A 24724-nucleotide genomic window follows, 5' to 3' on the forward strand; every position below is an offset into this window, starting at 1 on the left:
TGTATTTTATAAGCTACTTTTGCCTTATGAGTAAAAGTATAGACGTTGTTATACCATCATTCAGACTGGATGAGCAATATCTTTTACCTATACTGCAGCTCATTAAGCCTGCAGGTTTTGAAGTTAATTTTTACCTGATAGCTGATAATCCTAATGTTCAACTAACGCCGAGACTGCTTGCAGAAAGTGAACGGGATGATGTACATATTATCGTCAATCAACAAAATATCGGGTTCTCAGCTACCCGAAACAAGGGCATAGATGCAGGATTTGGCCACTGGATATTGTTGCTCGATGATGATGTTACGCCTAAAAACGATCTGCTTATAGCCTATTCAAATGCTATTTCACTAACTAACGATGCACTTGGCTTTGTAGGTGTAACATATTTCCCGCAGGTTATTAATGCTGTTACAAAAGCACTTAAAATCAATGGCGTATCCACACATTTTCAATTAGCGCTACATGAGCCGGAAATGTATTGGTCTGCCACCGCAAACATTATGCTCAACAGGAAGCTATTGGCATCCAGGCGATTTTTACTGGAGTTAAAAAAAAGCACCGAGGATATGGAGCTGCTTTTCAGGAACGCGTTTGAAAATAATTTACAAAAATACATTGCTGTACCCTCTGCTGTGGTAAACCATCCGTGGTGGGATAATGGTAAAATGCAAACCAAGCGAATGTTCAGGTACGGTGCCGGTGCCGCCGAAGCGGCAAGATTGTACCCTTTAAAATTGTACACTTTTTACGACTTCACTAATACCACAGAAACACTGCTGCTCTTGGCTTTGGCTGCAATACCAGGTGCGTTCTTAAAATTACCTGTCGCAATATTTTTGGCAGCAATTATAGCCCAAGTATTGGCAGAATACCTCACTAACTATTATAAAGCTTTTAAAGTAGGTAAAACCTTAGATCCGGTTGTGGCTTTGCAAATGATGTGGCATAAAAATGTAATGGAAGCAGGCAAGCTTACCTTGGTACTATTAAACCTTCATTTTATTGATTTTAGCAAGCGAATAGACGGCAGTTTTCGCAAACAAAATCCGCAGCCTTACAGGCTAAACAGGTGGAAGATCATTAAGCTGATACTATTTGTAATAATCTTTGCTATCACACTTTACACCTGCGCATAACCATCATCGCAATAAACCAGTTTTTCATCTACTGTTCTGCGATAGATCACCTCGTTTGGATAATAATTAGCCCTTGATGTTTGCTTGTGAAACAGATGATAACATATTGCTACCATCTTTATCCTTTTTTTGTGAACGCCCAAATTGATAAGCCGCGCTGCAAATTCGTAATCCTCCCAACCCCAACCTTTAAAATCATTGTAGTAACCGTTTACTTTAATATAATCTTGCCGCCAAAAGGCCAGGTTACATCCTTTAACGTTCATGGGGTCTAACGGCTTGTTATTGTAAAATTTTGCTAAAGCCGGAACCCGATAAGCATTAAATCGTGTATATAATCCCCTTGAAAGTGAATTGAGATTTACATCCTTTTCTCTGATCATTTGGTTTGTTTTTACCTCATTGATCATTGCGCGGCTGCCTTGTACAAAATAGCCGGTTTGTGCTTGCGAAATATGGTCTGCAATAAATCGCCTGTCCAAAACAATATCGCCATCTATTTCAATGATATAATCAGCATTAGAAAGTTTAACCGCTTTGTTTAGCACAATGCTCTTTCTAAAGCCATTATCCTCATGCCAGGCGTGCTTTACCGGTATTTTAAACTTTTCTTTGTAGCGTTCTATCAATTCAATCGTTTCCTTGCCCGAACCATCATCGGCAATCAATATCTCATCGGGCATTACAGTTTGTTTAAGCAAACTTAAAAACACAAGTTCCAGTGCACCCGGCCAGTTGTAAGTTGAAACAAGAACACCAACTGTAAAACTATTCATATCCTTAAACCTATTTCTTAATCAACTTATAATTCCTGTATTCACTTACCCGCCAGCCGGTAAGATCTTCAATTTTTTGCAGCACTTTACGGCGAAAGGTCATTTGCTTGCTTAAGGCATCAAGGTCTATGTCCAATGTCCAGTTCATGGCGTTTACGCGCTTTTGCATAACAGCCGGGTGCGTACCCTCAAAACGTACTAACCTGTCAGGATTTTTTTGGCTGTAGTCAAATGCAAAAGTTTCGGGGAGATTTTCCTGGATCCATGTATCATCATGGTAAAAATGATTAAAGTTGCGCAGCTTATTAGTTAAACCGGCCGGCGGCTTTACCCAACCATAATGGTATATATACGCATCAATAAGCTTTACTTTTAATTTGCGGTTATCAGCCCACCTGAAGCCCTGCGCGTCCCGGTATGAGCGGATGCCTTTGTTATTCCTAATTATCCTAATTTCCCTGCGGTACCAACGGCGCGAATGGCCGTAGTAATCATAAGAGCCATAAAAGTGCAGGTATTTGAAAAGCAAACCATCGATATTACTATCGGTAAGGTTATCTTCCATTTCCTTTTTAATGGTAGGCAGGTATTTCTCATGGACACACTCGTCGCCTTGTATATAAAACGCCCAGTCGGCATCAGGCGATATGGCGTCAAATGCTTTATCGGTTTCTTTTGCGAATACTGATCCTCCCTCACGTAAGCCTTCGTCCCAAACGGTTTTAACAACACGTATTTTGGGTGAGTTGATGCCTTTTATTAATTGCTCGGTTTCATCATCGCTGTTTCCCAGTGCAACTACAAACTCATCACATAAAGGGAGGATTGACGTGATGGCCTCAACTATCGGGTAATCATTTTTTACCGCATTGCGAATAAATGTAAAACCGGCAACTTTCATTTGGTGACAAAGATATAGCTTTTTATAAGCTTTAACTCGTGATGCACCTTTACACTCCCAACGTAGTGATGCATTTTTACTACATTTACCATCATCATGCCGGCACCGCTAAACATAAACATCAACCCAGCTTCGGGCTTCCGCGAAATTGCCCGGGCACTTACCGTGGTTGAGAATGAGCTTACCGGTTACGATGATCTCCTTAAAAATTTACCACATAGCCATACGCCTATTACCGGCATTACCGGCCCGCCTGGCGCGGGGAAAAGTACGCTGGTTAATGCTATTATATCCGGGTTGTTGGAGAAAGGCAATAAGATAGCCGTCCTTGCTATTGACCCAACATCGCCGTTTAACTTTGGTTCACTGCTGGGCGATAGGATACGCATGGCAACGCACTTTAACCATCCCAATGTTTTTATACGCTCATTGGCTACCAGGGGGTCTTTAGGTGGATTATCGGCAAAAACCATAGAGATGACCGAGGTGCTGAGGTCTGCAGGGTTTGACCATATTATTGTGGAGACTGTTGGTGTAGGCCAATCTGAAGTGGAGATAGCCGGTTTGGCCGACCAAACTTTTGTAACATTGGTACCCGAGGCCGGGGATGAAATACAGAACATCAAATCGGGGTTAATGGAAATTGCCGACGCCTTTATAATCAACAAGGCCGACCGGGATGGCGCCGACCTGTTTATCAATAACCTTAAAAAAATATTACATCACGATAGTAGCCGTAACATACCTATATTAAAAACTGTAGCTTCAAAAAACGAAGGCATTGCTGCCGTTGTTAACCTGATGTTATCTACCCCTCAACAACCAAAAAAAAGGAAAGAACTACTACTTACCGAAAGAGTTTACCAAATTATCCGGCAGCGCCGTATGGCTGGCATCGACAAAAGAAAGCTCCGGCAACAAATTGCCGAAGCGTTAAAAAGCGATAGCTTTAATTTGTACAAATTTGCATCAGCTTACGAAGATCAATAAGTAATAAATTCCTGATCATTGATCTCCGATCCAACTAATCTCTACTTCGAATTCATCAACTCTTCTATCTCCTCTGCTTCAATAGGTATGTGTGCCATCAGGTCGCGGTTACCATCAGCAGTTATTAAAATGTCATTTTCTAAACGTATGCCTAAACCTTCCTCCGGGATATAAATGCCTGGTTCGCAGGTAAGGATGTTACCAACTTCAAATGCCTTATAGCGGCTGGCAAAGTCATGAACATCTAAGCCCAGGTGATGCGAGGTGCCGTGCATAAAATACTTTTTATACAAAGGCATTTTAGGGTCCTGCTTTTCCACCTCGTGCTTCTTAAGCAAACCAAGGCCAATAAGCTCACTTTCGATAATACGGCCTACCTCATCCTGGTACTCTGTAAGTATGGCTCCGGCAACTATCATTTTTGAGGCCGCCCTAAATACGCGTAAAACAGCATCATAAACATCGCGCTGGCGTTTGGTAAACCTGCCGTTCACCGGTATTGAGCGGCTCATGTCTGCATTGTAATTAGCATACTCAGCAGCCCAATCAAATAAAACCACGTCGCCATCATTGCAAAACTGGTTATTATCTATATAATGCAGCACGTTTGCGTTCTTGCCCGATGCTATAATGGGGCTGTAAGCATGCCCTGTGGCGCGCTGCCTTAAAAATTCATGGGTTATCTCAGCTTCTATCTCATATTCTGTAACGCCGGGCTTTACAAATTTCAATGTTCTTATAAAGGCATCACGGGTAATGTCACAAGCTTTTTGGGTAAGTGCTATCTCTATTTCCGACTTCACCACACGCAAGTCGCGCAGTAACGGCGCAGCACGTTCGTAATGATGTAAGGGATAACGCTCTTTAAGATCCTTTAGCATGCGCAGATCGCGGTACGGAACGCTATGCGCGTAACGGTCATTTTCGTTTGTATTGATATATATATTATCTGCGTAGTTGATAATCGTATGCAATATGGTATCATACTCGTGCAGCCAAAATATTTGTTTTATGCCTGATGCTTTGCGAGCTTCTTCCTTAGTGTACTTATGACCCTCCCATACGGCAATATGCTCACTGGTTTGTCTTAAAAATAGTACTTCTCTGTATAGTGGATTAGGACAATCGGGGTACAAAATAAGTACACTCTGTTCCTGATCTATCCCTGTCAGGTAAAAAAAATCAGGGTTTTGTTTAAAAATGAAAGTCTGGTCGCCATTACGCGGATACTCATCATTCGAGTGAAAAATAGCTATTGAGTTCGATTTTAGTCGCTGAACGAAATTTTTTCTATTAATTGTAAATAACTGTTCGTCAACAGGAAGATATTTCATAAACTAAAAAATATTGAATTTTAGAAAAACAAACTATTTGAAAGTTTGTAATAGATATTGTAAAAATTGGAACAGGATTTGGTATCCGTTTCAAACATAATTACTAATTTTGACAAAAAATCACAATTAAATCGTTTAATCTTAAAACTATGAATTATTCTACATTACGAAAATCAGTAGCATTATCATTCGCTTCTCTGCTGGTTGCTGGTGTAGTTAGTGCGCAAACGGATTCTACCGCTACCACTACAACTACAACCACAATGAGCACAGACACAACAATGTCGTCTACACCCACTAACGCTAAGGTATTTGGCGGTAGAGGTCAGTACAGAACCTGGAGCATTGGCTTAAACGCTGGTGTTACTTCTCCAACAATGGCAACCGGTGGTAGCCTTAACGATTACCGTAACAACAAAGTACAATTAGGTTACGGTATCTCTTTCCGCGATCAATTAGGTCACAACTTTGGCTTACAATTAGACGTTCGCGGTGGTAAAGTTGCTGGTGACAACGCTCCGGCTACTGGTAGCTACTCAACCCGTTTCTACCAAGCTACTTTAAGCGGTGTTGTTAACGTTGCAACTATCGACTTCATCCGTCGTAAAAACTCTGTTAACTTCTTCATCAACGCTGGTGCTGGTTTGGCTATGTACAACCCAACTGGTGTTCTTCCAAACGGTCAAACTTTTAACTTCAAAGATGGTGGCCAGGCAAACGCTGGTACTGGCGAGTGGGTTAAAGAATACGTTATCCCGGTAGGTGCTGGTGTTAAGTTCCGCTTAAGCGAAGCAGTTGCTTTAAACTTAGGTTACACTCAAAACTTTATTGATGGTGGTAACTTTGACGGCCGTACAACTGGTAACAACAAAAAAGACCACTACTCTTACGGTTACGGTGGTTTAGAGTTCACCCTTGGCTCAAGCTCAAAACCAAGCTTAGAGTGGGTTAACCCAGTTGCTATGATGTATGACGAACTTTACGATGCAGCTCTTCGTCAAGAAGTTGAAGCTCTTAAAGGCCGTGTAACTAACGTAGAGAACGCTGTTAACGATCTTAAGAAAGATTCTGACGGTGACGGTGTATCTGATCAATTTGACAAATGCCCTAACACTCCTGCTGGTAGCGTTGTTGACGGTTCTGGTTGTGTTATCGTATTCCCTAAAGCAGATTCAACTGCTGCGACTGCTGGTGTAGCTTACTCTAACATCCAGTTCGAATTCGATAGCTCAGTATTACGTACTTCAGCTTACCCAGCATTAGATGCTACTTCAGCTGACCTACGTTCATCTGGTAAAACTGTTGAGATCCAAGGTTACGCTTCATCTGAAGGTACTGCAGCTCACAACATGACTTTATCTCGTGACCGTGCTAACTCAGTAAAAACTTACTTAGTTAACTCTGGTGTATCTGCTTCTAAATTGAAAGTTAAAGCTTTTGGTGAAACTAACCCAATCGCTGATAACTCAACTGAAGAAGGCCGTATCGCTAACCGTCGTGTTGCTTTCAAACAAAGATAATTTCGATTAAATAATCTTTAAGAAGCCCCCCGAATAACTCGGGGGGCTTTCTTTTTTTATTAACTTTGTGATATGTACTTTTTTAGAAAGAAAGACCCAAACAGGCCAACCAGCTTTAACCTGAAGGTAATGCATACCATCAATGCCATTGCCATCATCATGTTTTTAGCAGGTATTATCTACAAGATTGCGCAGTGGTTATTTTTCTCTAAGTAAAACACTTTCACATCGTTTATGAAAACCATCATTAAAACTGATAAAGCACCGGCACCTATAGGCCCGTATAACCAGGCCGTTGCAGCAAACGGATTATTATTTGTATCTGGCCAGATCCCGGCAGACCCTTCAACCGGCGACATTGTAACTACCGGTATTACCGACGAAGCTAAGTTGGTGATGGAAAATCTTAAAGCCATTTTAACCGAAGCCGGTTTAGGCTTTGATGCAGTAGTAAAGTCAACCATTTTTTTAACCGATATGCAAACCTTTGCCCAGGTTAATGAGGTGTATGGCTCATACTTTTCTGCCGATTTCCCTGCCCGCGAAACCGTACAGGTGGCAGCCCTGCCTAAGGGTGTAAATGTTGAGATATCTGTAATTGCATTAAAGGACTGAGTAATTTGCCTTGAATAGTCAGCATCTCCAAACTCCTATTGAGTATTTAAAAGGGGTAGGCCTCTCTCGCGCCGAGGTGCTTAAGAAAGAGCTGCAGATCTACACCTTTGAAGATCTGCTGAGGCATATCCCTTACAAGTATATTGACCGTACCCGCTTTTATAAGGCAAAGGACGTACAGCCCGATATGCCTTATGTACAGGTATTAGCCCGTGTTTTCAGTAAAGAAATAATGGGCGAAAAGCACACCAAGCGCCTGATAGTGCAGGCTAAGGACGATACCGGCGTTATTGAACTCGCCTGGTTCCAGGGCATAAAATGGGTGGAGAAGACAATTCAGATCGGAAAGGTTTACGTATTATTTGGTAAACCGGGTTTCTTTAACGGCAAAACCCAAATGTCGCATCCCGAGCTGGATCTTTACGTACCCGGCGCACGCCAAAAAGGCAACCTTACCCTGCAACCGGCTTACAACTCTACAGAAAAATTAAAACAGTTTACTTTAGATAGCAAGGGCATTCAAAAACTTGTTGCTTCGATGCTTGAGCAGCATAGCCGCGACATTGAAGAAAACCTGCCTGCATATATCTTAAACCGTTTTAAGTTAATGGCCCGTGCAGAGGCCTATCGTTGTATCCATTTTCCCGGGGATGCTAACCAGTTAAAAGAAGCAGAGTACCGCTTAAAGTTTGAAGAGCTATTTTTTCTGCAGCTCAAACTTTTTAAGAATAAACTGCTGAATACGCAAAAGTTTAAGGGTAATGTTTTTGATAAGGTAGGCGATTACTTTAACGATTTCTTCCATCATAAACTCCCCTTCCCGCTAACCAACGCGCAAAAACGGGTATTAAAGGAGATCCGTTTGGACACCCAGCGTGGTGTACAAATGAACCGTTTATTACAGGGGGATGTGGGTAGCGGCAAAACCGTTGTAGCGCTGATGTGCATGTTGCTGGCAATAGATAACGGCTTTCAAACCTGCATAATGGCACCTACCGAGATTTTGGCTACACAGCATTATGAAACCATTAAAAGCCTGGTTGGCGAAGGTTTTGTTGATGTGGCCCTGCTCACCGGTTCTGTTCCGCAAAAACTACGCAAAGGTATTCATGAACGCCTGGAAGATGGCCGGCTGCACATTTTAGTAGGTACACATGCTTTAATTGAAGATAAGGTACAGTACAAAAACCTGGGACTGGTAGTTATTGATGAGCAACACCGTTTTGGTGTTGAACAAAGATCAAAACTCTGGAAGAAAGCCACTGTACCACCGCACATGCTGGTGATGACGGCTACCCCTATCCCCCGCACCCTGGCCATGACCATGTATGGTGACCTGGATATTTCTGTAATTGATGAGTTACCTGCCAACAGAAAGCCCATACAAACGCATCATTATTATGAAGCACAGCGCCTGCGTATGTTCGGTTTCATGAAACAGGAAATAGCTAAGGGGCGGCAGATCTATGTGGTTTACCCGTTGATACAGGAAAGTGAAAAACTTGACCTGAAGAACCTGCAGGATGGTGTAGAGATCATGTCGCGCGAGTTTCCGTTACCGCAATACCGCATAAGTATTGTACACGGTAAACTTAAAGCCGCGGAAAAAGATTTTGAGATGCAGCGCTTTATTAAAGGCGAAACGCAGATAATGGTGGCTACCACAGTGATAGAGGTTGGCGTAAATGTACCAAACGCATCAGTAATGATCATTGAAAATGCCGAACGCTTTGGCCTGTCGCAATTGCACCAGTTACGTGGCAGAGTTGGGCGCGGTGCCGAGCAGTCTTACTGTATTTTGATGAGTAAAGAAAAGCTAAGCAATGATGGCCGCATAAGACTGAATACCATGGTGAAAACTAACAATGGTTTTGAGATAGCGGAAACAGATATGCAGCTACGCGGCCCCGGCGACATTGCAGGTACGCAGCAAAGCGGAGTGCTCGATCTTAAAGTTGCCGATCTTACAACAGATCAGGAAGTATTGCAGCAGGCACGCAACATGGTGATAGAGATCTTTGACAAGGACCCACAGCTTGCATCGCCCGAAAACCAGATACTTAACAGGGCATTCAATCAAAAAAAAGACGGTTTAACCTGGGATAAGATTTCCTGAGGATTGGCATTTGCGCCTGCAAATATTACATTTGCTTAAACACTCATCTTATCATGAAGAGATATCTACTATTAGCCGCCTTGTTTTTTTCTGCAACTGCTTCTCAGGCGCAAGACTCACTATTCATCCGCAAAATTTACGACGAAGCGCTGGTTAACGGCCAGGCTTATGACAACCTTCGCTATTTGTGTAAGAACATCGGTCAGCGTTTAAGCGGGTCTGCCGGTGCAGAGAAAGCTGTTACCTGGAGCAAAAAGCTGATGGATGGTTATGGTTTTGATAAGGTGTACCTGCAGGAAGTGATGGTGCCGCATTGGGTACGCGGTGCAAAAGAGCAGGCTTACATTATTGATGGTAATAAAAAAATTGCCGTACCTATAGCGGCTTTAGGCTCATCGATAGCAACACCGGCAAGCGGCATAACCGCTAACATTGTAGAGGTAAAAAGCATTAAAGAGCTTGAGACACTTGGCGAGAGCGTAATAAAGGGTAAAATAGTATTCTTTAATGGTGCATTCGATCAGCGCTTTATTGAAACGGGGGCAGGTTACGGCGCGGCAGGCGTTCAGCGCTTTGCAGGACCATCGGCGGCGGCTAAATACGGTGCTGTTGGTGCAATAGTACGCTCTATTACACCTGCGCTGGATGATTACCCACATACCGGCGGTACAGTTTACGTAGACGGGGTTACAAAAATCCCGGCGGCCGCCATATCAACCCTCGCTGCTAACAAGTTGAGCAACATGCTGAGGTTACGTAAGCTCCCGCTAATTAAATTTTACTTTAAACAAAACTGCCAAACCCTCCCCGATGTGAAATCATACAACGTTATCGGAGAAATAAAGGGTAGCGAGAATCCGAATAAATTTATCACAGTAGGCGGACACCTTGACTCGTGGGACCTTGCAGAGGGCGCGCATGATGATGGCACAGGGGTTATGCAATCTGTAGAGGTGCTGCGCATTTTAAAAACCACCGGTTATAAGCCGAAGAATTCCATCCGCGCAGTATTTTTTATGAATGAAGAGAACGGCCATAAAGGCGGTATCAAATATGCAGAACAAGCCGCTGCCGATAAGGAAGAGCATATTGCCGCTATTGAAACTGATGAGGGCGGTTTTACTCCTCGCGGTTTCAGCTTTGAGGGTGCCTCTCCTGCTTTTATTAAACAGGTAAACGCAAAATTTAAGAACTTGCTTGAGCCTTACGAAGCCGACAGGCTGGTAGAAGGCGGAGGGGGTACAGACATCGGCCCGCTTAAAGAGACCGTACCCTCTATCAAACTCATCGGTTTCAGGCCCGATTCGCAGCGTTATTTTGACATCCACCACACCGCTAACGATGTATTTGAAAATGTAAACAAGCGCGAATTACATTTAGGGGCTGCAGCCATTGCCAGCATGGTTTACCTCATAGACCAGCACGGCTTAAACTAATAAAAGTTTTACAATCAAACGTTTTGCACCGCGGGTAAGCTGTCGTAACTTGCGGCCTTTAATCACATCATCGTGTCAACAGACGACTCCGCCCCCCAGAAAGTAGATTCATTTGCCGCATTACGCTATAAAGATTTTCGGTCGTACATCGGCATGCGCTTCTTTTTCACGTTTGCATATCAAATGCAAACCACGGTGCTGGGTTTCTATATCTACCAGCTAACGCACAGCAAAATAGCTATTGCGTTTATCGGCCTTGCCGAAGCTATACCTGCGGTAGGTATCGCCCTTTATGGTGGATACATTGCAGATAAATATGAAAAGCGAAAAATGCTGCTCATTATTTTTGCAGGCGTATTTGTGGCCGCGCTGGCCATGTTCACGGTAACGCTTGATAGTTTAAAAGCCTACATCCATCACGCCTGGATACTGCCAACCCTGTATGCCATGATTTTTTGCAACGGACTTGCCCGTGCATTTTATGGCCCTGCAACATTTGTGATATACGCCAACAGCATTCCAAAGGACTTATACCCCAACGGCAGCACCTGGAGCAGTTCCAGCTGGCAGGTAGCATCTATATTGGGGCCGCTAACAGGTGGTGCCATTTACGGCTTTGCAGGGCATATCATTCCAGGCTTAAGCGGTATCACTGCTACCTTTGTAATTATACTGGCATTTTTGCTGGTAGCTTTAGTGTTAGTTTACCTGCTAAGGAAATTCCCGCCTGTATTTGTGCCAAAAGAGAACATCTGGAAAAGCTTAAAAGAAGGTCTCGACTTTGTTTTCACCAACAAGATCATGTTTTACGCCATGAGCCTTGACCTATTTTCTGTTTTCTTCGGCGGCGTGGTAGCTTTGCTTCCGGTGTTTGCTTTAGATATTCTTAAGGTTGGGCCCGAAGGCTTGGGCATCATGCGTATGGCAACATCATTAGGTGCAGCCCTCACCATGATAACGATGGTACGCTTCTCTCCCATGAATCGCCCATGGCGCAATTTGCTCATTGCAGTGGCAGGGTTTGGTTTAGCAATAATTGGCTTCGGTTTATCGAGGGTATTCTACCTATCGCTTATATTCTTATTCTTGCAGGGTGCTTTTGATAGTGTAAGTGTTATCATCAGGGGCACGTTAATGCAGTTGTTAACTCCTGACCACATGCGCGGGCGCGTGTCAGCAGTTAACTCTATGTTCATCGGTTCTTCAAATGAAATAGGCGATTTTGAATCGGGTGTGGCGGCCAAACTTATGGGTACGGTCCCGGCCGTGATCTTTGGTGGCAGCATGACTATTTTGATCGTTACACTCACTTTCCTGAAAACTAAAAAATTGCTGCCGCTTTCGCTCACAGAGATACACACACCGCAAGCGGGCGAAAAAGTGGCTTAATCAGGGCGAAAAGCACTTAAATAATAGGTGAAAATCTTTTTTCGGTAATCTACACTGGTTTATTACCTTAGCGGGATAATCCCCCTGCTTAAATAAATAACTTAAACCCAGTGACCAAAAAGAGATTGCACATCTTAAAGGTCTGTATGTTTAGCGTGGCCATGCTGTGGCTGCTGCTTTACATCCCGACGTTTTGCAAAGCCCAAAAGCTACTTCAAACACAAACTTATCGCCCCGGAATTTTTGAAACCCTAAAAGACTCATCTGCTGACGGGAGAGTTGAAGCTGCGCGCAGACTGAGCCGCCCTGCCAGAAAAATGACCGAGGTTGATGCCATGCGCACCATTGATGATCTCAATAAGATCGCCATCAAACTTAATGACATCCCGCTTCAATGCGCGGTATATGATCTCCGGGCCGATTATTACTCCGTTAACAATGGCTACAATGAGCTAAGCACCAAATATTACAAACAGGCCATCTCCCTTGCCGAAGAAAAGAAAGACCAAATGCTGGCCGGCATTTATCAGCATCGTATTGCCAACTACTTTGCGCTCTACAAGCAAAATGTTGAGGCGGCCAAATATTATCTCCTATCCGATCGTAATTTACGGGAGGTTGGTTACAGTAAAGTGCCCGGTATGGGAAATCTTTTCTCAGAGACGTCGAACTTTTACTACTCACTCGGCGATTATGAAGATGCCCGGGAAAATCTTAAAAATGCGCTTACATATCAGCCCGAAGCATCGCGCACCCGTGTTAACGTTTTAAATACGATAGGGCTTACCTACCGCAACAGCAACAATTACCCGCTGGCCCTTAATTATTTTGACAAAGCCCTAAAACTTGCCGAGCAACTGCGGGATAGTATATGGATAGCCTTGGCAAAAGGTAATATAGGCTCGGTTTACGTTATGCAAAAACGGTATAAAGAAGCTTTACCGCTGGTTAGGGAAGATTATGAGCAATCTGTAAAGTACGATGAAGGTGGAAACTGTGCTATTGCCATGCTCAGGCTTGCGAAAATAAGCCTTCATTTTAATAACGTGAAACTTGCGGTAGGCCAGCTTGATACCGCCAACCGGGTTTTATTAACTACTAAAGAGAACGTGCTTAAAGAGCGCATTGAATATTTTGAGTTACTGGCACAGGTTAAAGAACGATCAAACAACACTACCCTTGCCGAACATTACCGACTCTTATCTGAGCAACTAAAAGATACCCTTGCCGAACGGGATAACGTTACTGCAATTGAACGCGTAAGACTTAAGTGGACAAAAGAGAAAAGTTTTGAAGATTACAAGGACCTGCAGAAAACTGCAGAATTAAATTCTTACAAACAATACACCGTCATCTTAGGCTTAATACTGATCATCATCATCGGGGTGTTCATATTTAACCACCAATGGTTAAAAACACAAAAAGATAAAGAATTATTAGCATCTGAATTGCGACGTATTGAAGAGGAACACAAAAACGCGGAAGACGCCTTGAGCGGCTACACTGAAAACCTGAAGCAGAAAAACGAGATCATCGAAGAATTTAAAACTGAGCTCGAAAAGCTGCAAAGCAACGTAACCGACCGCGACTTTGCGGCCAACATTGAGAAGCTGATGCAGGCCCACATCATGACAGATGATAGCTGGGAGGATTTTAAAAAATTATTTATCAAGGTACACCCTGACTTTTTGTACAACGTACGGCATAATCACCAAGGATTATCTGATACAGATGTACGGCTGCTTGCCTTGATCAAGCTAAAACTTAATAATAAAGAAATGGCCGGCATGCTGGGCATAACGGTAGATGGAGTAAAGAAAGCTAAACAACGCCTTCGTAAAAAAATGAACCTGGATGAAGGTGATGAGATAGAAAATGTGGTAAATAAACTCTAAAAAGAGCCTTTTGCTATATAAAAACGCATTTGTCGCGATTTTGTCCACCCCAAAAAATCTACAAAAATCAGTTTTACGCTGATATTTGTAATTAAATAAGCTGTTCCCCCAAATTAAATAATAGCTCTGCCATTAACACTTGATTAATAGCGGAGGTAACTTTTAAGAGTTATACGAAATAACGTATATAGAAGGTTACAAAAATATTGAATAAACTAAAAATTTTTTAAACGTTTACTGTACCCCTTATGCAGACCAAACAAACAAAGAAATGCCCGCACTGTGAGCGGGGGCGCCTATCCTTCCGGGTTAAAAGACAACCCTTAGTTAAAACACTTTTGTTTTGGCTTCCTATTAAACGCTACGAATGTAATTTGTGCCAAAGGGCCACAAATGTGTACGGTAGCGTTTGGGAAAAATCAGAAAATAAAAAGACACTAATTAATACGATTTAGAAGGGGGATTTTCTGAATCAATTGTGTGCATCATTACCTATCGGGCATTTTGCCCGATAGTGTACATGGTGCTCGCTACCCAATCGTATATCAAAATATTTCCATAACCAATAACTACCCCTACAAAGCGCAACCTCTCGGTGCGCTTTTTTTATTTAAAAACATTCTATAAATAAATGAACATTCATTTATATTTGTAACGAACTATGCGCATAAGAGATAATAATAAAGTTGAACTGGTAAAAAAAACCGCGATAGAACTGATCGTAAAAGAGGGCCTGGAAGGGTTTAGCATGAACAAGCTGGCCCGTGCCTGCAACATATCTGTGGCAACACTTTACATTTATTATAAAGATAGGGACGACTTGATCGTCAATATAGCTAAGGAAGAAGGCCGGGGCATGAGTGATACCATTACAAAGGACTTTGATGCTTCGATGTCTTTTGAAGAAGGTTTGCGTGTGCAGTGGCGTAACAGGTACCAGTACGTTAGAGATAACCCGATGATGAACGGTTTTTTTGAGCAGTTACGGAGCTCGAGCTACCAGCAGGAATTTTTGGAAAGCTTTCTTGCAGATTTTAAACTGGCCATGGGATCGTTTATGAACAACGCTGTTGCACGCGGCGAACTGCAAGAAATGCCTTTTGAAACCTATTGGTCTATAGCTTACGGCCCGCTGTACTCGCTCATCCGCTTTGACCAGGAAGGCAAGAGCATGGGTGGCCGTCCCTTTAAAATGACGGATGAGATCTTATGGACAACGTTTGACCTGGTAATAAAGGCATTTAAGAAATAACATCAAAACTTATGGAAGGCTTTGAACATATATTACTTTTTAAAACCAACATCAACTGTGATAGCGATAAACAGTTGCTGCACACCCTGCTGGACAATGACCATGCTGTAGAAAGTTGGAGTATAGATATGGAAGATGAAGACTGCGTGTTACGTATCATATCACCAACCATCGGCCATCGCCAAATTATTCAGTTATTAAACAAACACGGCCACCAGTGCTGTGAACTAACCTAAACAAAATGAGATCAGAACAATCGGTTCCCCTATCGGGATACCAAAAATTTGTAATATTCATCCTGGCTATCACCCAGTTTACCGTAATACTTGATTTTATGGTAATGTCGCCTCTTGGCGATATGCTGATGAAAGCACTTTCGCTTAAACCATCTGCCTTTGGGGTAGCTGTATCCGGTTATGCCATAAGCGCAGGCATCAGCGGCCTGCTAACCGCAGCATTCGCCGATAAATTTGACCGCAAAAAGCTGCTGCTTTTCTTTTATTGCGGCTTTATTGTAGGCACTATATTTTGCGGCCTCGCACATAGCTATGCGGCATTGGTGGCTGCACGTATTGTTACCGGTTTATTCGGCGGCGTTATCGGATCAATATCAATGGCTATTATTACCGATGTATTTCCGTTAGAGAAACGCGGCCAGGTAATGAGCTTTATACAAATGGGCTTTGGCGCCAGCCAGGTGTTGGGTGTACCTATCGGGATATACATAGCAACGCTTTGGCAATGGGAAGCGCCGTTTTGGATGGTTGCCGGCTTAAGTATCTTAATCGCGATAACTATTGCCATGTATCTTAAACCACTTACCGCACACCTTGCGCTGCAAAAGGGTACATCGGCATTTGCGCACCTGGGTAAAACACTATCAAACAGCAACTACCGTATAGCATTTACATCAACTGCGTTACTATCTATAGGTGGTTTTATGATGATGCCGTTCGGCAGCACCTTTGCCGTTAATAACCTCGGCGTAAACTATAACCAGCTAACCATGCTGCTAATGGTATCAGGCATCAGCTCACTGGTAGTAATGCCGTTTGTAGGTAAGCTGAGCGATAAAATAGATAAGTTTAAAATATTTGTTGCAGCCTCTGTGTGGATGATGATAACCTGCGTGCTGTACACCAATTTGGGCGTAACACCTTTACCGCTAATAATGGTATTCAACATTATGATGATGATAGGTGTAATGAGCAGGATGATCCCATCATCGGCTCTTACAAGTGCCATACCTGATGCCGCCGACCGCGGGGCTTTCATGAGCATTAACTCATCGTTACAGCAAATTGCAGGCGGTATTGCGGCCATAGCTGCGGGTAAAATAGTTACCCAGGCAGCCAAAGGCGCACCGTTACAGCATTACAATATCGTAGGCTATGTAATTGTAGTAATTTCTATTATCAGTATAGGTTTAATGTGGCGGGTTGATAAAATGACCAAAAGAAAAATGGAAGGTAGCAAGCCTAATGCTATACCCGAAGATGCCTTTTTGCCGGAAGGGGCTTAACTTAAAAGGCTTTTAAAATTTAACATCTGTTTTATATAATAAAACAGATGTTAATCCTTGTTATGCTGTTGCTATCCGCACTTCTCTATTAATAATCAGCTTAGGGCTTGATTATGTTGTCGGCCAAATTGATCAAGGCGCCTTGCGCGGCTGGGTCTGCCTCATTGGTAAGCAATACTATCCCAGTCTTCTTATCCGGGTAGAAAACGATGTAACTGCTAAAGCCTAAACTTCCGCCAGTATGAGAAAACTTGCGTGTGCCTTTGTCCGTCATATTCACTTTCCAATTTAATGCGATAGCGCCTTTATCCGGCGTTCCGTTAGTCGGCTGATGGCTAAGCAACACATCAGGATTTTTTTCATCCATTTGGTATGCCATATATTTTAACATATCATTAGCGGTTGAAGCAAGGCTTGCCGCCACCCGCAGATCGTCCCAAACAACAAATGGCATAATTCTTCCCTTACCGTCATACCCTGTTGCCAGGTTGGCCGGAAGTCTGCCTTCAGACAAAAAAGTACTGTTTTTCATCTTTAGTGGCTTTGCAAAGTACTGCTCAAACAATTTATCTATAGGGGCACCATACACACGTTCCATGATATACCCCAGTAACTGCGCTGCGGTATTACAATGCCTTGTGACCGCGCCGGGGACGGTGTCCAGTTTTACGCTATGGAGATCGCGGTAAAGCTGTGCACGGCTGTACTTCTTATGTATAGCATCCAGGATATCCGCAATAGAATCCGGGTTGGCCTTACTGAAAAGGTCTCTGTTATCGGGCATCCAATTGGGCAAGCCAGAGGTAAGATTAGCTAAATTAACCAGTTTAATGGGTATACCATTGTATGCTAAGTTGGGATATTTTCCGTCTAAATACAGCCTGATATCATCGTTAAGATTTACCTTTTTATCTATAACTGCTTTTGCAAGCAAAGCCGAGCTGAATGTTTTAGTTATAGAGGCCAATTCATAAACTGAATTACCGGTTGGGAGTTGCTTTTTCCCTTTTACCGTTGTACCATAATTGTAAATAAGGGAGCTGCCATCTTTGATGATCCCAATGGAAATACCAACTCGTGGGCCAGCATTCATAAACGCCGAAACAAAGTTATCAACCACCGAGTCGAACTTGGTAGTCATTTTATTATCGGTCAGTTTTTCTTTGGCATTTTGGGCACTACAGGTAAATCCGAATAATACCGTAAATAATACAATGGCAACTTTTTTCATACTGCGTAGGTTTGTTTAGTAGATGATAGAAAGGCGGTAAAGGTTGCGCTGTTTATGAAATATAGTTTTGTAGATGAACATCCTTGGGGTTTTATATCTTATCAATAATGGGCTGCTGTTGCCACCAACAACTTCTTTGTATATATTTAGCTCATTATCCTTATCGATATCGCAATGAAAAAAGGCCTGCTACTCACCCTAATTACTACCGTCGCTATGGCTGCACAAGCTCAAGTAAAATTCGATCCGCCAAAAACAAAAGCCAAACCCGTTGTTGATACCCTGCATGGGGTCCAGCTTACCGATTACTATCGTTGGCTGGAGGATAAGAAAGACCCTGACGTAATTGAGTGGACCAAAAAGCAGCACGACTATGGTGTCGAGTATCTGAACAAGACCCAAAAAACACACCCTGACCTTAAAGCCGGCATCTCGGCATACCTGAACATGGATTACGAAGGTCCGTTAAACAACGTAGGCAAACGAGTTTTCCAAACGGTGAAAAAGAAAGGCGATAAGCAATATAAAACCTACACCATTATTGATGGTAAAAAGATATTGATATGGGACCCGGTAACGCTCGACCCTGATGGAAAGATATCTACCAGTGGCATTTCTTACACCTACGATGGCGAACGCGCTGCTATAAGCGCCCAAAAAAGCGGTGCCGAGGTAAACACTGTTTATTTTATTGATACCCGCACCGGCAAACAGATCCACGAACCATTGACCGGCACCAGCGGTTTTCAATGGTGTAAAGATCAGCAGCATGCCTACGTAACCTTGCGCACGCAGGAGGATGTGGATAAGCAGCGCCCGCTTAAAACTTACTATATAAAGGTTGGCGACCCTATTGAAAAGGCAACATTTGTAGGCACAACGGCCGATGCCAAGAACAGCTTCTTTATTTATGATAACCGTTACAGTGATGTTACCTTTAGCGGCGAGGGCGATTTTTACTCAAACAGTTTAAAGATGCGCCCAACCGGCAGCCTCAAAGATGGCAAGCTGATCTACAACAGTAAAAAATTCCAGGCCTACCCGGAAGCCATTGGCGATAAGCTTTACATCAAAACCAACGATAATGCGCCAAACAGCCGCTTAATGGTAGCTGATAAGCTTCATCCTGATTATAAGAACTGGAAAGTGCTTATCCCGGAGAGCAGCACCGTAATGGAAGATTTTGTGGTAACCAAAGGCAATAACATTATTGTACAGGATAAGAAGGACATACAAAGCCGCCTTACCATTTACGACATTAAAGGAAAGAAGCTTCGCCCGGTACCATTGCCGGAGGAAGGCAGCATTGGCAGCATGAGTTACGACCGTGAAGAGGATAAGCTTTACATTTCGCTGGTTACCTTCACCTCTACCCCAAAAACCTACGTCTGTTCGCCAAAGGATTATAAGTGGAAGCTGTTTTACCAGCGCCAACTACCGGTTGACATGAGCGATATTACCGGCGAGATCAAATTCTACACCTCTAAAGATGGCAGCCGTGTGCCGGTATTTGTGGTGCATCGTAAGGACATCAAGATGGACGGCAAAAACCCGGTGTTGTTGACAGCCTATGGTGGTTTCCAGTCGGGCATTAAGCCGGGGTATTATGGTTTTTATGCGCCGTTCATCAAAGCCGGTGGTATAGTTGTTCAGCCGGGCATCCGTGGCGGCGACGAGTTTGGCGAAAAATGGCACCTGGATGGGATGCTGGCCAAAAAGCAAAACAGCTTTGACGATTTCTACGCCTGCGCAGAGTGGCTGATAAAAGAGAAGTACACTACTGAAAGTAAGATTGTAGCCCTTGGTGGCAGCAACGGCGGCTTATTAATGGGGGCAGCAGCAACCCAGCGCCCCGACCTGTTTAAAGCTATTGTATGTGAAGTACCATTGCTGGATATGCTGCGTTACCACAAATTCCTGATAGCACGCTATTGGATACCCGAGTATGGTTCATCAGAAGATCCAGAGCAGTTCCGCTGGTTGCTGCGTTACTCACCTTACCAAAACATCCGCATGGGTGTAAACGTGCCACCGACGCTGGTAACCGCCGGTGCCAACGATACCCGTGTTGACCCGATGAACGCCAAAAAGTTTGTAGCGGCGTTGCAGAACAACCCCGGCCAAACCAGCCCTATCATCCTCCACATGGATTTTGACAGCGGCCACGGCAGCGGCCAAAGCACCCAGCAATCCATAGATAACTGGACGTTTATTTTTGAGTATGTGATGAACCAGTTGGGGATGTAAGAAACGGTGTCATTGCGAGGAGCGTAGCGACGCGGCAATCTCATCGCGTTTGCTTACAAGCGACGAGATTGCCACGCTATCGCTCGCAATGACATATTTATATAACGGCTTTATATTGTTCCACACCTCACTGGTCGAAGTTTCTAACTTCGACCTAAAATGACGTAAACTTCCAGCTTACGCAAGCGGAGTGCCTATGCAAGACTCAACATGTGGGATGCCGAAATAAATTGGGCATTACGTTTTATAACAGATACTACCTGTTCATCATCGCCAGAACATCTTCCTCGGTCCCCTCAAAAGGCCCGGAGGTTTCTATTTTCAATCCTGCCATGGCGGCGGCAAATTCGCCTGCTTGTTGTATATAGATGCCTTTAACGCGTTTGTAGAGGTAGCCGGCCATGTATGTATCGCCGCAACCGGTAGCATCCACTACTTCGGTAGGCTTGTAGGCCGGTATGGTGTAAAAAATATTGTCGTTAAGGATAACGGAGCCCATGCTGCCCAGCGTTACCACTACTTCTTTAACGCCCCATTCTGCTAATACTTTAGCACCTTCTTTAATATCGCTGAGGCCGGTAAGTACTTCCAGTTCGTGTTCGTTTACTTTCAGTATGTCTACATATTGCAGGGCTTCGCGTTTGTCGGCCCAGTCAATGGCATGTACCTGTTGGTCCACCACCTCGCGCAGGTAACCCTGGGCATCAACAGAAACATTACCTCGCTGAAATAATGACTTGATAAAGTCGGTCGACATATCATCTGCCAGCAGCGCGCCCAAATGGAAGATCACGGCTTCGGTATCCTGCAGGTCTTGGCTGGTGAACGCATCTGCCTTTTGCAAAACACGCTGCGTACGGTTATCCTGATTATCGCCATAGATATTCTCAAAATAAACACTATGCGCGCTCGGAACAGCTTTTACCTCGATGCCCTTATCAGTAAGCTTTTTTACGCTTGGCAATTCGCTTTCGGCAACGGCGGTAACCAGTTTGTATTTCACATCCATGTTGCGGATGGCATTCGAGAAATAAAAAGCAGTACCACCGGCCATGTGCTTCTCGGCCCTGGGGGTAACAACTTTATCGAGGGTGATATGCCCAATACAACAGATATCGTACAACATTAAAAGGATATGAATTAAATGTTACGCGGGGATACAAATGTAGCATTAAGTAGAATATTTACAATTGGTGTTTTAAACCTGCAATAAATATTGACAAAAAGCTACCAGTAAACCATAAACCTTTACAATACAAACAGTTAATATTTATAGAAAATCTTTATATCGCATAGATATTTCCAATGCGTACCCAACAGCTCAAAAACGTATCTTTGTTGCAGTAATTTTAATAATACATCCATTATGTTAACGATAGGACAAAAATTTCCCGCTTTTAGTAAAACTGCCGTTGTTTCTTTAGAGAAAGGTAAAGAGTTTGAAACCATTACATCAGACTACCTTACTAATGATGATAACGTTTGGACAGTAATGTTCTGGTGGCCAAAAGATTTCACTTTTGTTTGCCCTACAGAGATTGCTGAGTTCAACAAAAACTTCGGCGAGTTCCGCGACCGTGAGACCCGTTTGATCGGCGCTTCTACCGACAGCGAGTTTGTTCATGCTGCCTGGAGAACCCACCACGATGATCTTCGCGACCTTAAATTCCCGATGCTTGCCGATACTTCAAAATCATTGGCAGAAGACCTGGGTATTTTAGAGCCAAACGAAAAGATCGCTTACCGAGCTACTTTCATCATCGACCCACAAGGCATTATCCGTTGGGTATCAGTTAACGACCTTAATGTTGGCCGTAACGTTAAAGAAGTATTACGCGTGTTAGACGGTTTGCAAACAGACGAGCTTTGCCCTTGCAACTGGGAAAAAGGCCAGGAAACTTTAACTGCATAATTATATAAATAAGTAATTATCTGATGTGCAAATTTCAGATGTGCAGATGTGCAAATTAGTACCATCTATGCATCCGGATTTTGCACATTTTTATATCTACACACCATGAGCGAAAGCACCGAATTGATACAGGAAATATTAGGCAGCATTGGCCAACCGGCAGATTACCGTACAGATGCGCTGCAACTTTTAGAAACAGGCGAAAGCCGTTACCTGCGCGATTTTAAACTTAACTTCAGCAGCACACTTACATCAGAGCACTTAAGCGCTAAAGAATGCGCCCTGCTTGGTTTAAGCACCGCGGTTAACAACCAGAACAAACCGCTGATACAGTATTATACCACGGTTGCCAAACAAAACGAAGCTACCGATGCCGAAGTTGCCGAGGCTGTTGGCTGTGCATCGTTACTGGCATCAAACAACATTTTCTACCGTTTCAGGCATTTTACCCAAAAAGAAAAATATTCTCAGATACCGGCACGTATCCGCATGCAATTAATGATGAAGCCTGTTACCGGTAAAGAATTTTTTGAGTTGATGAGCCTTGCCATATCTGCAGTAAATGGCTGCGAGATGTGTGTAAACGCACATGAAGACTCGCTTATAAATTTAGGCACAACCGAAGAACGTATCTTTGATGCCGTAAGAATTGCATCATTGGTAACAGCTACGGGGAAAGTAATTTTCTAAATAATAAAAAATGTGCAAAACTATTAGCTGCACTTATTTGGCATTGTCAACAAAAAAGGCTTAATTTTAAGCCTTTAAGATAGTAATCTCCCAATGTTATACTGCTTTGTAGTAAACTTATAAAGGCAGTAGCCTCAAAGGGTTAATACAAAATTTAATTGTTGATTTTTTGGAAAAGAAGCCGTTCTGTTGAAAAACAGAACGGCTTTGTTTTTATTAGTGTGCATCTGTAACGGCTTTCAGTTTTTTGAAAGGCTGCAGGTACAATAAAGGTATTGAGAAAAGCATGATCAAACCTGATACCCAATAAGCATCATCATAAGTAAGCAACATTGTTTGCCTTACAACCGCACCCTCAATGGCTGCATAAGCCATATGGGTAGCATCAAGCATTGACTTACCTTTTGCCATAAACCCATGCATCAGCAAGTTAAAACGCTCCGTATAAGCCGGATTATATGGGTTGATGTTGGTGATAAGGTTTGAGCGGTGAAGGCCCTGCCTGATGTGTATTAAGGTTGTTAAAGCCGCAATACCGAATGAACCACCCAACTGCCTCATCATGTTATTTAAGCCGGATCCCTGGCCTATCTCCGGCCCTTTAAGGTCGGCCATAGCCAATGTGGTTAACGGTACAAATAACAGTGCCATACCCACACCGCGGATAAGCAAAGGTACCAGCACATCGTTCTCGCCTGTTGCCAGGGTAGAGTTACTCAGCATCCACGTAAACACAAAGAACAGGAACATACCACCGGTAGCTAAAAATTGCGCAGGCACACCTTTATTAAGCATTTTACCTATAAACGGCATCATGGCAATGGTACATAAACCACCGGGGAATAAAAGCTCGCCGGTTTGCTGGGCGTTAAAGCCTAACAGGTTTTGACAGAACACCGGGAACACGAAAACCGAGCCGTACAAACCAAAACCAAGTATAAACGACGTAAACATCCCCACCGAAAAACTTCGGTGCCGCATAATGCTGAAGTTCACGATCGGGTGATCAGTACTCAGCTCTCTCCATATAAACAATATAAAGCCCAGCACCGCAGCTACTGTTAACACAATGATATATGTTTTAGCAAACCAGTCTTCAGATTCACCTTTTTCAAGGATGGTTTGCAAACTGCCTACAGCTACAGCCAGCAGGATAATACCCCACCAGTCGATAGGTTTCTTGGCTTCCTTAGGCGTCTCATTGATATATGTATAGGTAAGGAAGGCGGCCAGTGCACCAACAGGAAGGTTCACATAAAATATCCATGGCCATGAGTAGTTCTCTGTTATCCAGCCGCCGATGGTTGGGCCCACTGTTGGGCCTACCACCGCACCTAAACCGAATAATGCCGTAGCCGTACCGATCTGTTCACGCGGCCAGGTTTCAAGCAGGATGGTTTGGCCCGTTGAGATCAAACCACCACCGGCAACCCCTTGCAGGATACGGAACAGCACCAGCTCATCAAGAGACGTTGCGTTACCACACAGGAACGAGGCTATAGTAAATATGATGATAGATGTAAGGAAGTAGTTTTTACGGCCGAAACGCCCGCCCAACCAGCCCGACATGGGCAGGATGATAACGTTTGCAACGGCATAACCGGTAACCACCCATGCAATATCCTCAAGGGTTGCACCAAGGTTACCTTGTATGTGCGGTATAGCTACGTTTACAATGGTCGTGTCAATCAGCTCCAGGAGCGATGCCATGATCACCGTAATGGTAATTATCCACTTTTTAAAGCCAGTTTCAGCCATT

The 24724-nt window shown here is 43.5% G+C and carries 21 protein-coding genes; 15 read left to right on the forward strand and 6 right to left on the reverse strand.

Annotated features, from left to right (window positions below):
* Positions 1–26 precede the first annotated feature (26 nt).
* Positions 27–1139, forward strand: a complete 1113-nt coding sequence (locus FPZ42_RS18135) for a glycosyltransferase family 2 protein (RefSeq protein ID WP_146273284.1) — start codon at positions 27–29, stop codon at positions 1137–1139.
* Here the strand turns inward: FPZ42_RS18135 and FPZ42_RS18140 are convergent.
* Together FPZ42_RS18140 and FPZ42_RS18145 are read right to left on the reverse strand one after the other, a co-directional pair.
* Positions 1124–1915, reverse strand: coding sequence for a glycosyltransferase family 2 protein (locus FPZ42_RS18140; protein WP_146273285.1), 792 nt, complete (start codon positions 1913–1915; stop codon positions 1124–1126). The two genes, FPZ42_RS18135 and FPZ42_RS18140, sit on opposite strands and share 16 nt — an antisense overlap.
* 10 nt (positions 1916–1925) lie before the next feature.
* A complete protein-coding gene (locus FPZ42_RS18145; protein ID WP_146273286.1) occupies positions 1926–2816 on the reverse strand; it encodes a glycosyltransferase family 2 protein in 891 nt (296 codons plus the stop codon).
* Positions 2817–2912: 96 nt separating this feature from the next.
* Between FPZ42_RS18145 and meaB the strand changes: the two genes are divergently transcribed.
* Positions 2913–3806 carry a methylmalonyl Co-A mutase-associated GTPase MeaB gene (gene meaB / locus FPZ42_RS18150; protein ID WP_146273287.1) on the forward strand — a complete coding sequence of 298 codons (894 nt, stop codon included), beginning with the start codon at positions 2913–2915 and terminating at the stop codon, positions 3804–3806.
* A 41-nt stretch (positions 3807–3847) separates the two neighbouring features.
* Here meaB and FPZ42_RS18155 read toward each other — a convergent pair whose 3' ends face one another.
* A complete protein-coding gene (locus FPZ42_RS18155; RefSeq protein WP_146273288.1) occupies positions 3848–5140 on the reverse strand; it encodes an aminopeptidase P family protein in 1293 nt (430 codons plus the stop codon).
* Positions 5141–5289: 149 nt separating this feature from the next.
* On the opposite strand from FPZ42_RS18155, the gene FPZ42_RS18160 reads away from it, so the two are divergent.
* From FPZ42_RS18160 to FPZ42_RS18200, 10 genes are all read left to right on the forward strand, one after another.
* Complete coding sequence (locus tag FPZ42_RS18160) at positions 5290–6660, forward strand: OmpA family protein (protein ID WP_146273289.1); 1371 nt, start codon at positions 5290–5292, stop codon at positions 6658–6660.
* 72 nt (positions 6661–6732) lie between these two features.
* The gene (locus tag FPZ42_RS19260) at positions 6733–6876 is read left to right on the forward strand and encodes a DUF6728 family protein (RefSeq protein WP_186458823.1); all 144 of its coding nucleotides are present in this window, start codon (positions 6733–6735) and stop codon (positions 6874–6876) included.
* Positions 6877–6894: 18 nt separating this feature from the next.
* Positions 6895–7275: a RidA family protein gene (locus FPZ42_RS18165; RefSeq protein ID WP_146273290.1), complete on the forward strand. Its 381-nt coding sequence runs from the start codon at positions 6895–6897 to the stop codon at positions 7273–7275.
* 10 nt (positions 7276–7285) lie between these two features.
* Complete coding sequence (recG, locus tag FPZ42_RS18170; protein WP_146273291.1) at positions 7286–9391, forward strand: ATP-dependent DNA helicase RecG; 2106 nt, start codon at positions 7286–7288, stop codon at positions 9389–9391.
* A 53-nt stretch (positions 9392–9444) separates the two neighbouring features.
* Positions 9445–10827, forward strand: a complete 1383-nt coding sequence (locus tag FPZ42_RS18175; protein ID WP_186458824.1) for a M20/M25/M40 family metallo-hydrolase — start codon at positions 9445–9447, stop codon at positions 10825–10827.
* A 72-nt stretch (positions 10828–10899) separates the two neighbouring features.
* A complete protein-coding gene (locus FPZ42_RS18180; protein ID WP_146273293.1) occupies positions 10900–12216 on the forward strand; it encodes an MFS transporter in 1317 nt (438 codons plus the stop codon).
* 110 nt (positions 12217–12326) lie between these two features.
* Positions 12327–14111, forward strand: a complete 1785-nt coding sequence (locus FPZ42_RS18185) for a tetratricopeptide repeat protein (protein WP_146273294.1) — start codon at positions 12327–12329, stop codon at positions 14109–14111.
* A 661-nt stretch (positions 14112–14772) separates the two neighbouring features.
* Positions 14773–15363 carry a TetR/AcrR family transcriptional regulator gene (locus FPZ42_RS18190; protein ID WP_146273295.1) on the forward strand — a complete coding sequence of 197 codons (591 nt, stop codon included), beginning with the start codon at positions 14773–14775 and terminating at the stop codon, positions 15361–15363.
* An 11-nt stretch (positions 15364–15374) separates the two neighbouring features.
* Complete coding sequence (locus FPZ42_RS18195) at positions 15375–15599, forward strand: hypothetical protein (RefSeq protein WP_146273296.1); 225 nt, start codon at positions 15375–15377, stop codon at positions 15597–15599.
* A 5-nt stretch (positions 15600–15604) separates the two neighbouring features.
* Positions 15605–16885, forward strand: coding sequence for an MFS transporter (locus FPZ42_RS18200; protein WP_146273297.1), 1281 nt, complete (start codon positions 15605–15607; stop codon positions 16883–16885).
* A 100-nt stretch (positions 16886–16985) separates the two neighbouring features.
* On the opposite strand, the gene FPZ42_RS18205 is transcribed toward FPZ42_RS18200, so the two are convergent.
* On the reverse strand, positions 16986–18116 hold the full coding sequence (locus FPZ42_RS18205) for a serine hydrolase domain-containing protein (protein WP_146273298.1): 1131 nt from the start codon (positions 18114–18116) through the stop codon (positions 16986–16988).
* 216 nt (positions 18117–18332) lie between these two features.
* On the opposite strand from FPZ42_RS18205, the gene FPZ42_RS18210 reads away from it, so the two are divergent.
* Entirely contained in the window at positions 18333–20363 is a 2031-nt protein-coding gene (locus tag FPZ42_RS18210) for a prolyl oligopeptidase family serine peptidase (protein ID WP_186458825.1), read from the forward strand.
* A gap of 256 nt (positions 20364–20619) precedes the next feature.
* Here the strand turns inward: FPZ42_RS18210 and FPZ42_RS18215 are convergent, their stop codons facing one another.
* Positions 20620–21489, reverse strand: a complete 870-nt coding sequence (locus FPZ42_RS18215; RefSeq protein WP_146273300.1) for a PfkB family carbohydrate kinase — start codon at positions 21487–21489, stop codon at positions 20620–20622.
* A 240-nt stretch (positions 21490–21729) separates the two neighbouring features.
* On the opposite strand from FPZ42_RS18215, the gene FPZ42_RS18220 reads away from it, so the two are divergent.
* Both FPZ42_RS18220 and FPZ42_RS18225 read left to right on the forward strand, forming a co-directional pair.
* Positions 21730–22275, forward strand: a complete 546-nt coding sequence (locus FPZ42_RS18220) for a peroxiredoxin (protein ID WP_146273301.1) — start codon at positions 21730–21732, stop codon at positions 22273–22275.
* Positions 22276–22380: 105 nt separating this feature from the next.
* Entirely contained in the window at positions 22381–22965 is a 585-nt protein-coding gene (locus FPZ42_RS18225; protein ID WP_146273302.1) for a carboxymuconolactone decarboxylase family protein, read from the forward strand.
* A gap of 216 nt (positions 22966–23181) precedes the next feature.
* Here FPZ42_RS18225 and FPZ42_RS18230 read toward each other — a convergent pair whose 3' ends face one another.
* On the reverse strand, positions 23182–24723 hold the full coding sequence (locus tag FPZ42_RS18230) for a DHA2 family efflux MFS transporter permease subunit (protein ID WP_146273303.1): 1542 nt from the start codon (positions 24721–24723) through the stop codon (positions 23182–23184).
* Position 24724: the final 1 nt, after the last annotated feature.

It is taken from the genome of Mucilaginibacter achroorhodeus (genome assembly GCF_007846095.1).
Classification (GTDB): domain Bacteria; phylum Bacteroidota; class Bacteroidia; order Sphingobacteriales; family Sphingobacteriaceae; genus Mucilaginibacter; species Mucilaginibacter achroorhodeus.

What these genes read in the sequence shown, in the direction of transcription:
- FPZ42_RS18175 (WP_186458824.1), top strand. Translation starts at nt 9,445, where the DNA reads ATGAAGAGATATCTACTATTAGCCGCCTTGTTTTTTTCTGCAACTGCT.
- FPZ42_RS18205 (WP_146273298.1), bottom strand. Translation starts at nt 18,116, where the DNA reads ATGAAAAAAGTTGCCATTGTATTATTTACGGTATTATTCGGATTTACC.
- FPZ42_RS19260 (WP_186458823.1), top strand. Translation starts at nt 6,733, where the DNA reads ATGTACTTTTTTAGAAAGAAAGACCCAAACAGGCCAACCAGCTTTAAC.
- FPZ42_RS18200 (WP_146273297.1), top strand. Translation starts at nt 15,605, where the DNA reads ATGAGATCAGAACAATCGGTTCCCCTATCGGGATACCAAAAATTTGTA.
- meaB (WP_146273287.1), top strand. Translation starts at nt 2,913, where the DNA reads ATGCCGGCACCGCTAAACATAAACATCAACCCAGCTTCGGGCTTCCGC.
- FPZ42_RS18155 (WP_146273288.1), bottom strand. Translation starts at nt 5,140, where the DNA reads ATGAAATATCTTCCTGTTGACGAACAGTTATTTACAATTAATAGAAAA.
- FPZ42_RS18230 (WP_146273303.1), bottom strand. Translation starts at nt 24,723, where the DNA reads ATGGCTGAAACTGGCTTTAAAAAGTGGATAATTACCATTACGGTGATC.
- FPZ42_RS18215 (WP_146273300.1), bottom strand. Translation starts at nt 21,489, where the DNA reads ATGTTGTACGATATCTGTTGTATTGGGCATATCACCCTCGATAAAGTT.
- FPZ42_RS18145 (WP_146273286.1), bottom strand. Translation starts at nt 2,816, where the DNA reads ATGAAAGTTGCCGGTTTTACATTTATTCGCAATGCGGTAAAAAATGAT.
- FPZ42_RS18165 (WP_146273290.1), top strand. Translation starts at nt 6,895, where the DNA reads ATGAAAACCATCATTAAAACTGATAAAGCACCGGCACCTATAGGCCCG.
- FPZ42_RS18190 (WP_146273295.1), top strand. Translation starts at nt 14,773, where the DNA reads ATGCGCATAAGAGATAATAATAAAGTTGAACTGGTAAAAAAAACCGCG.
- FPZ42_RS18220 (WP_146273301.1), top strand. Translation starts at nt 21,730, where the DNA reads ATGTTAACGATAGGACAAAAATTTCCCGCTTTTAGTAAAACTGCCGTT.
- FPZ42_RS18225 (WP_146273302.1), top strand. Translation starts at nt 22,381, where the DNA reads ATGAGCGAAAGCACCGAATTGATACAGGAAATATTAGGCAGCATTGGC.
- FPZ42_RS18135 (WP_146273284.1), top strand. Translation starts at nt 27, where the DNA reads ATGAGTAAAAGTATAGACGTTGTTATACCATCATTCAGACTGGATGAG.
- FPZ42_RS18210 (WP_186458825.1), top strand. Translation starts at nt 18,333, where the DNA reads ATGGCTGCACAAGCTCAAGTAAAATTCGATCCGCCAAAAACAAAAGCC.
- FPZ42_RS18160 (WP_146273289.1), top strand. Translation starts at nt 5,290, where the DNA reads ATGAATTATTCTACATTACGAAAATCAGTAGCATTATCATTCGCTTCT.
- FPZ42_RS18195 (WP_146273296.1), top strand. Translation starts at nt 15,375, where the DNA reads ATGGAAGGCTTTGAACATATATTACTTTTTAAAACCAACATCAACTGT.
- FPZ42_RS18140 (WP_146273285.1), bottom strand. Translation starts at nt 1,915, where the DNA reads ATGAATAGTTTTACAGTTGGTGTTCTTGTTTCAACTTACAACTGGCCG.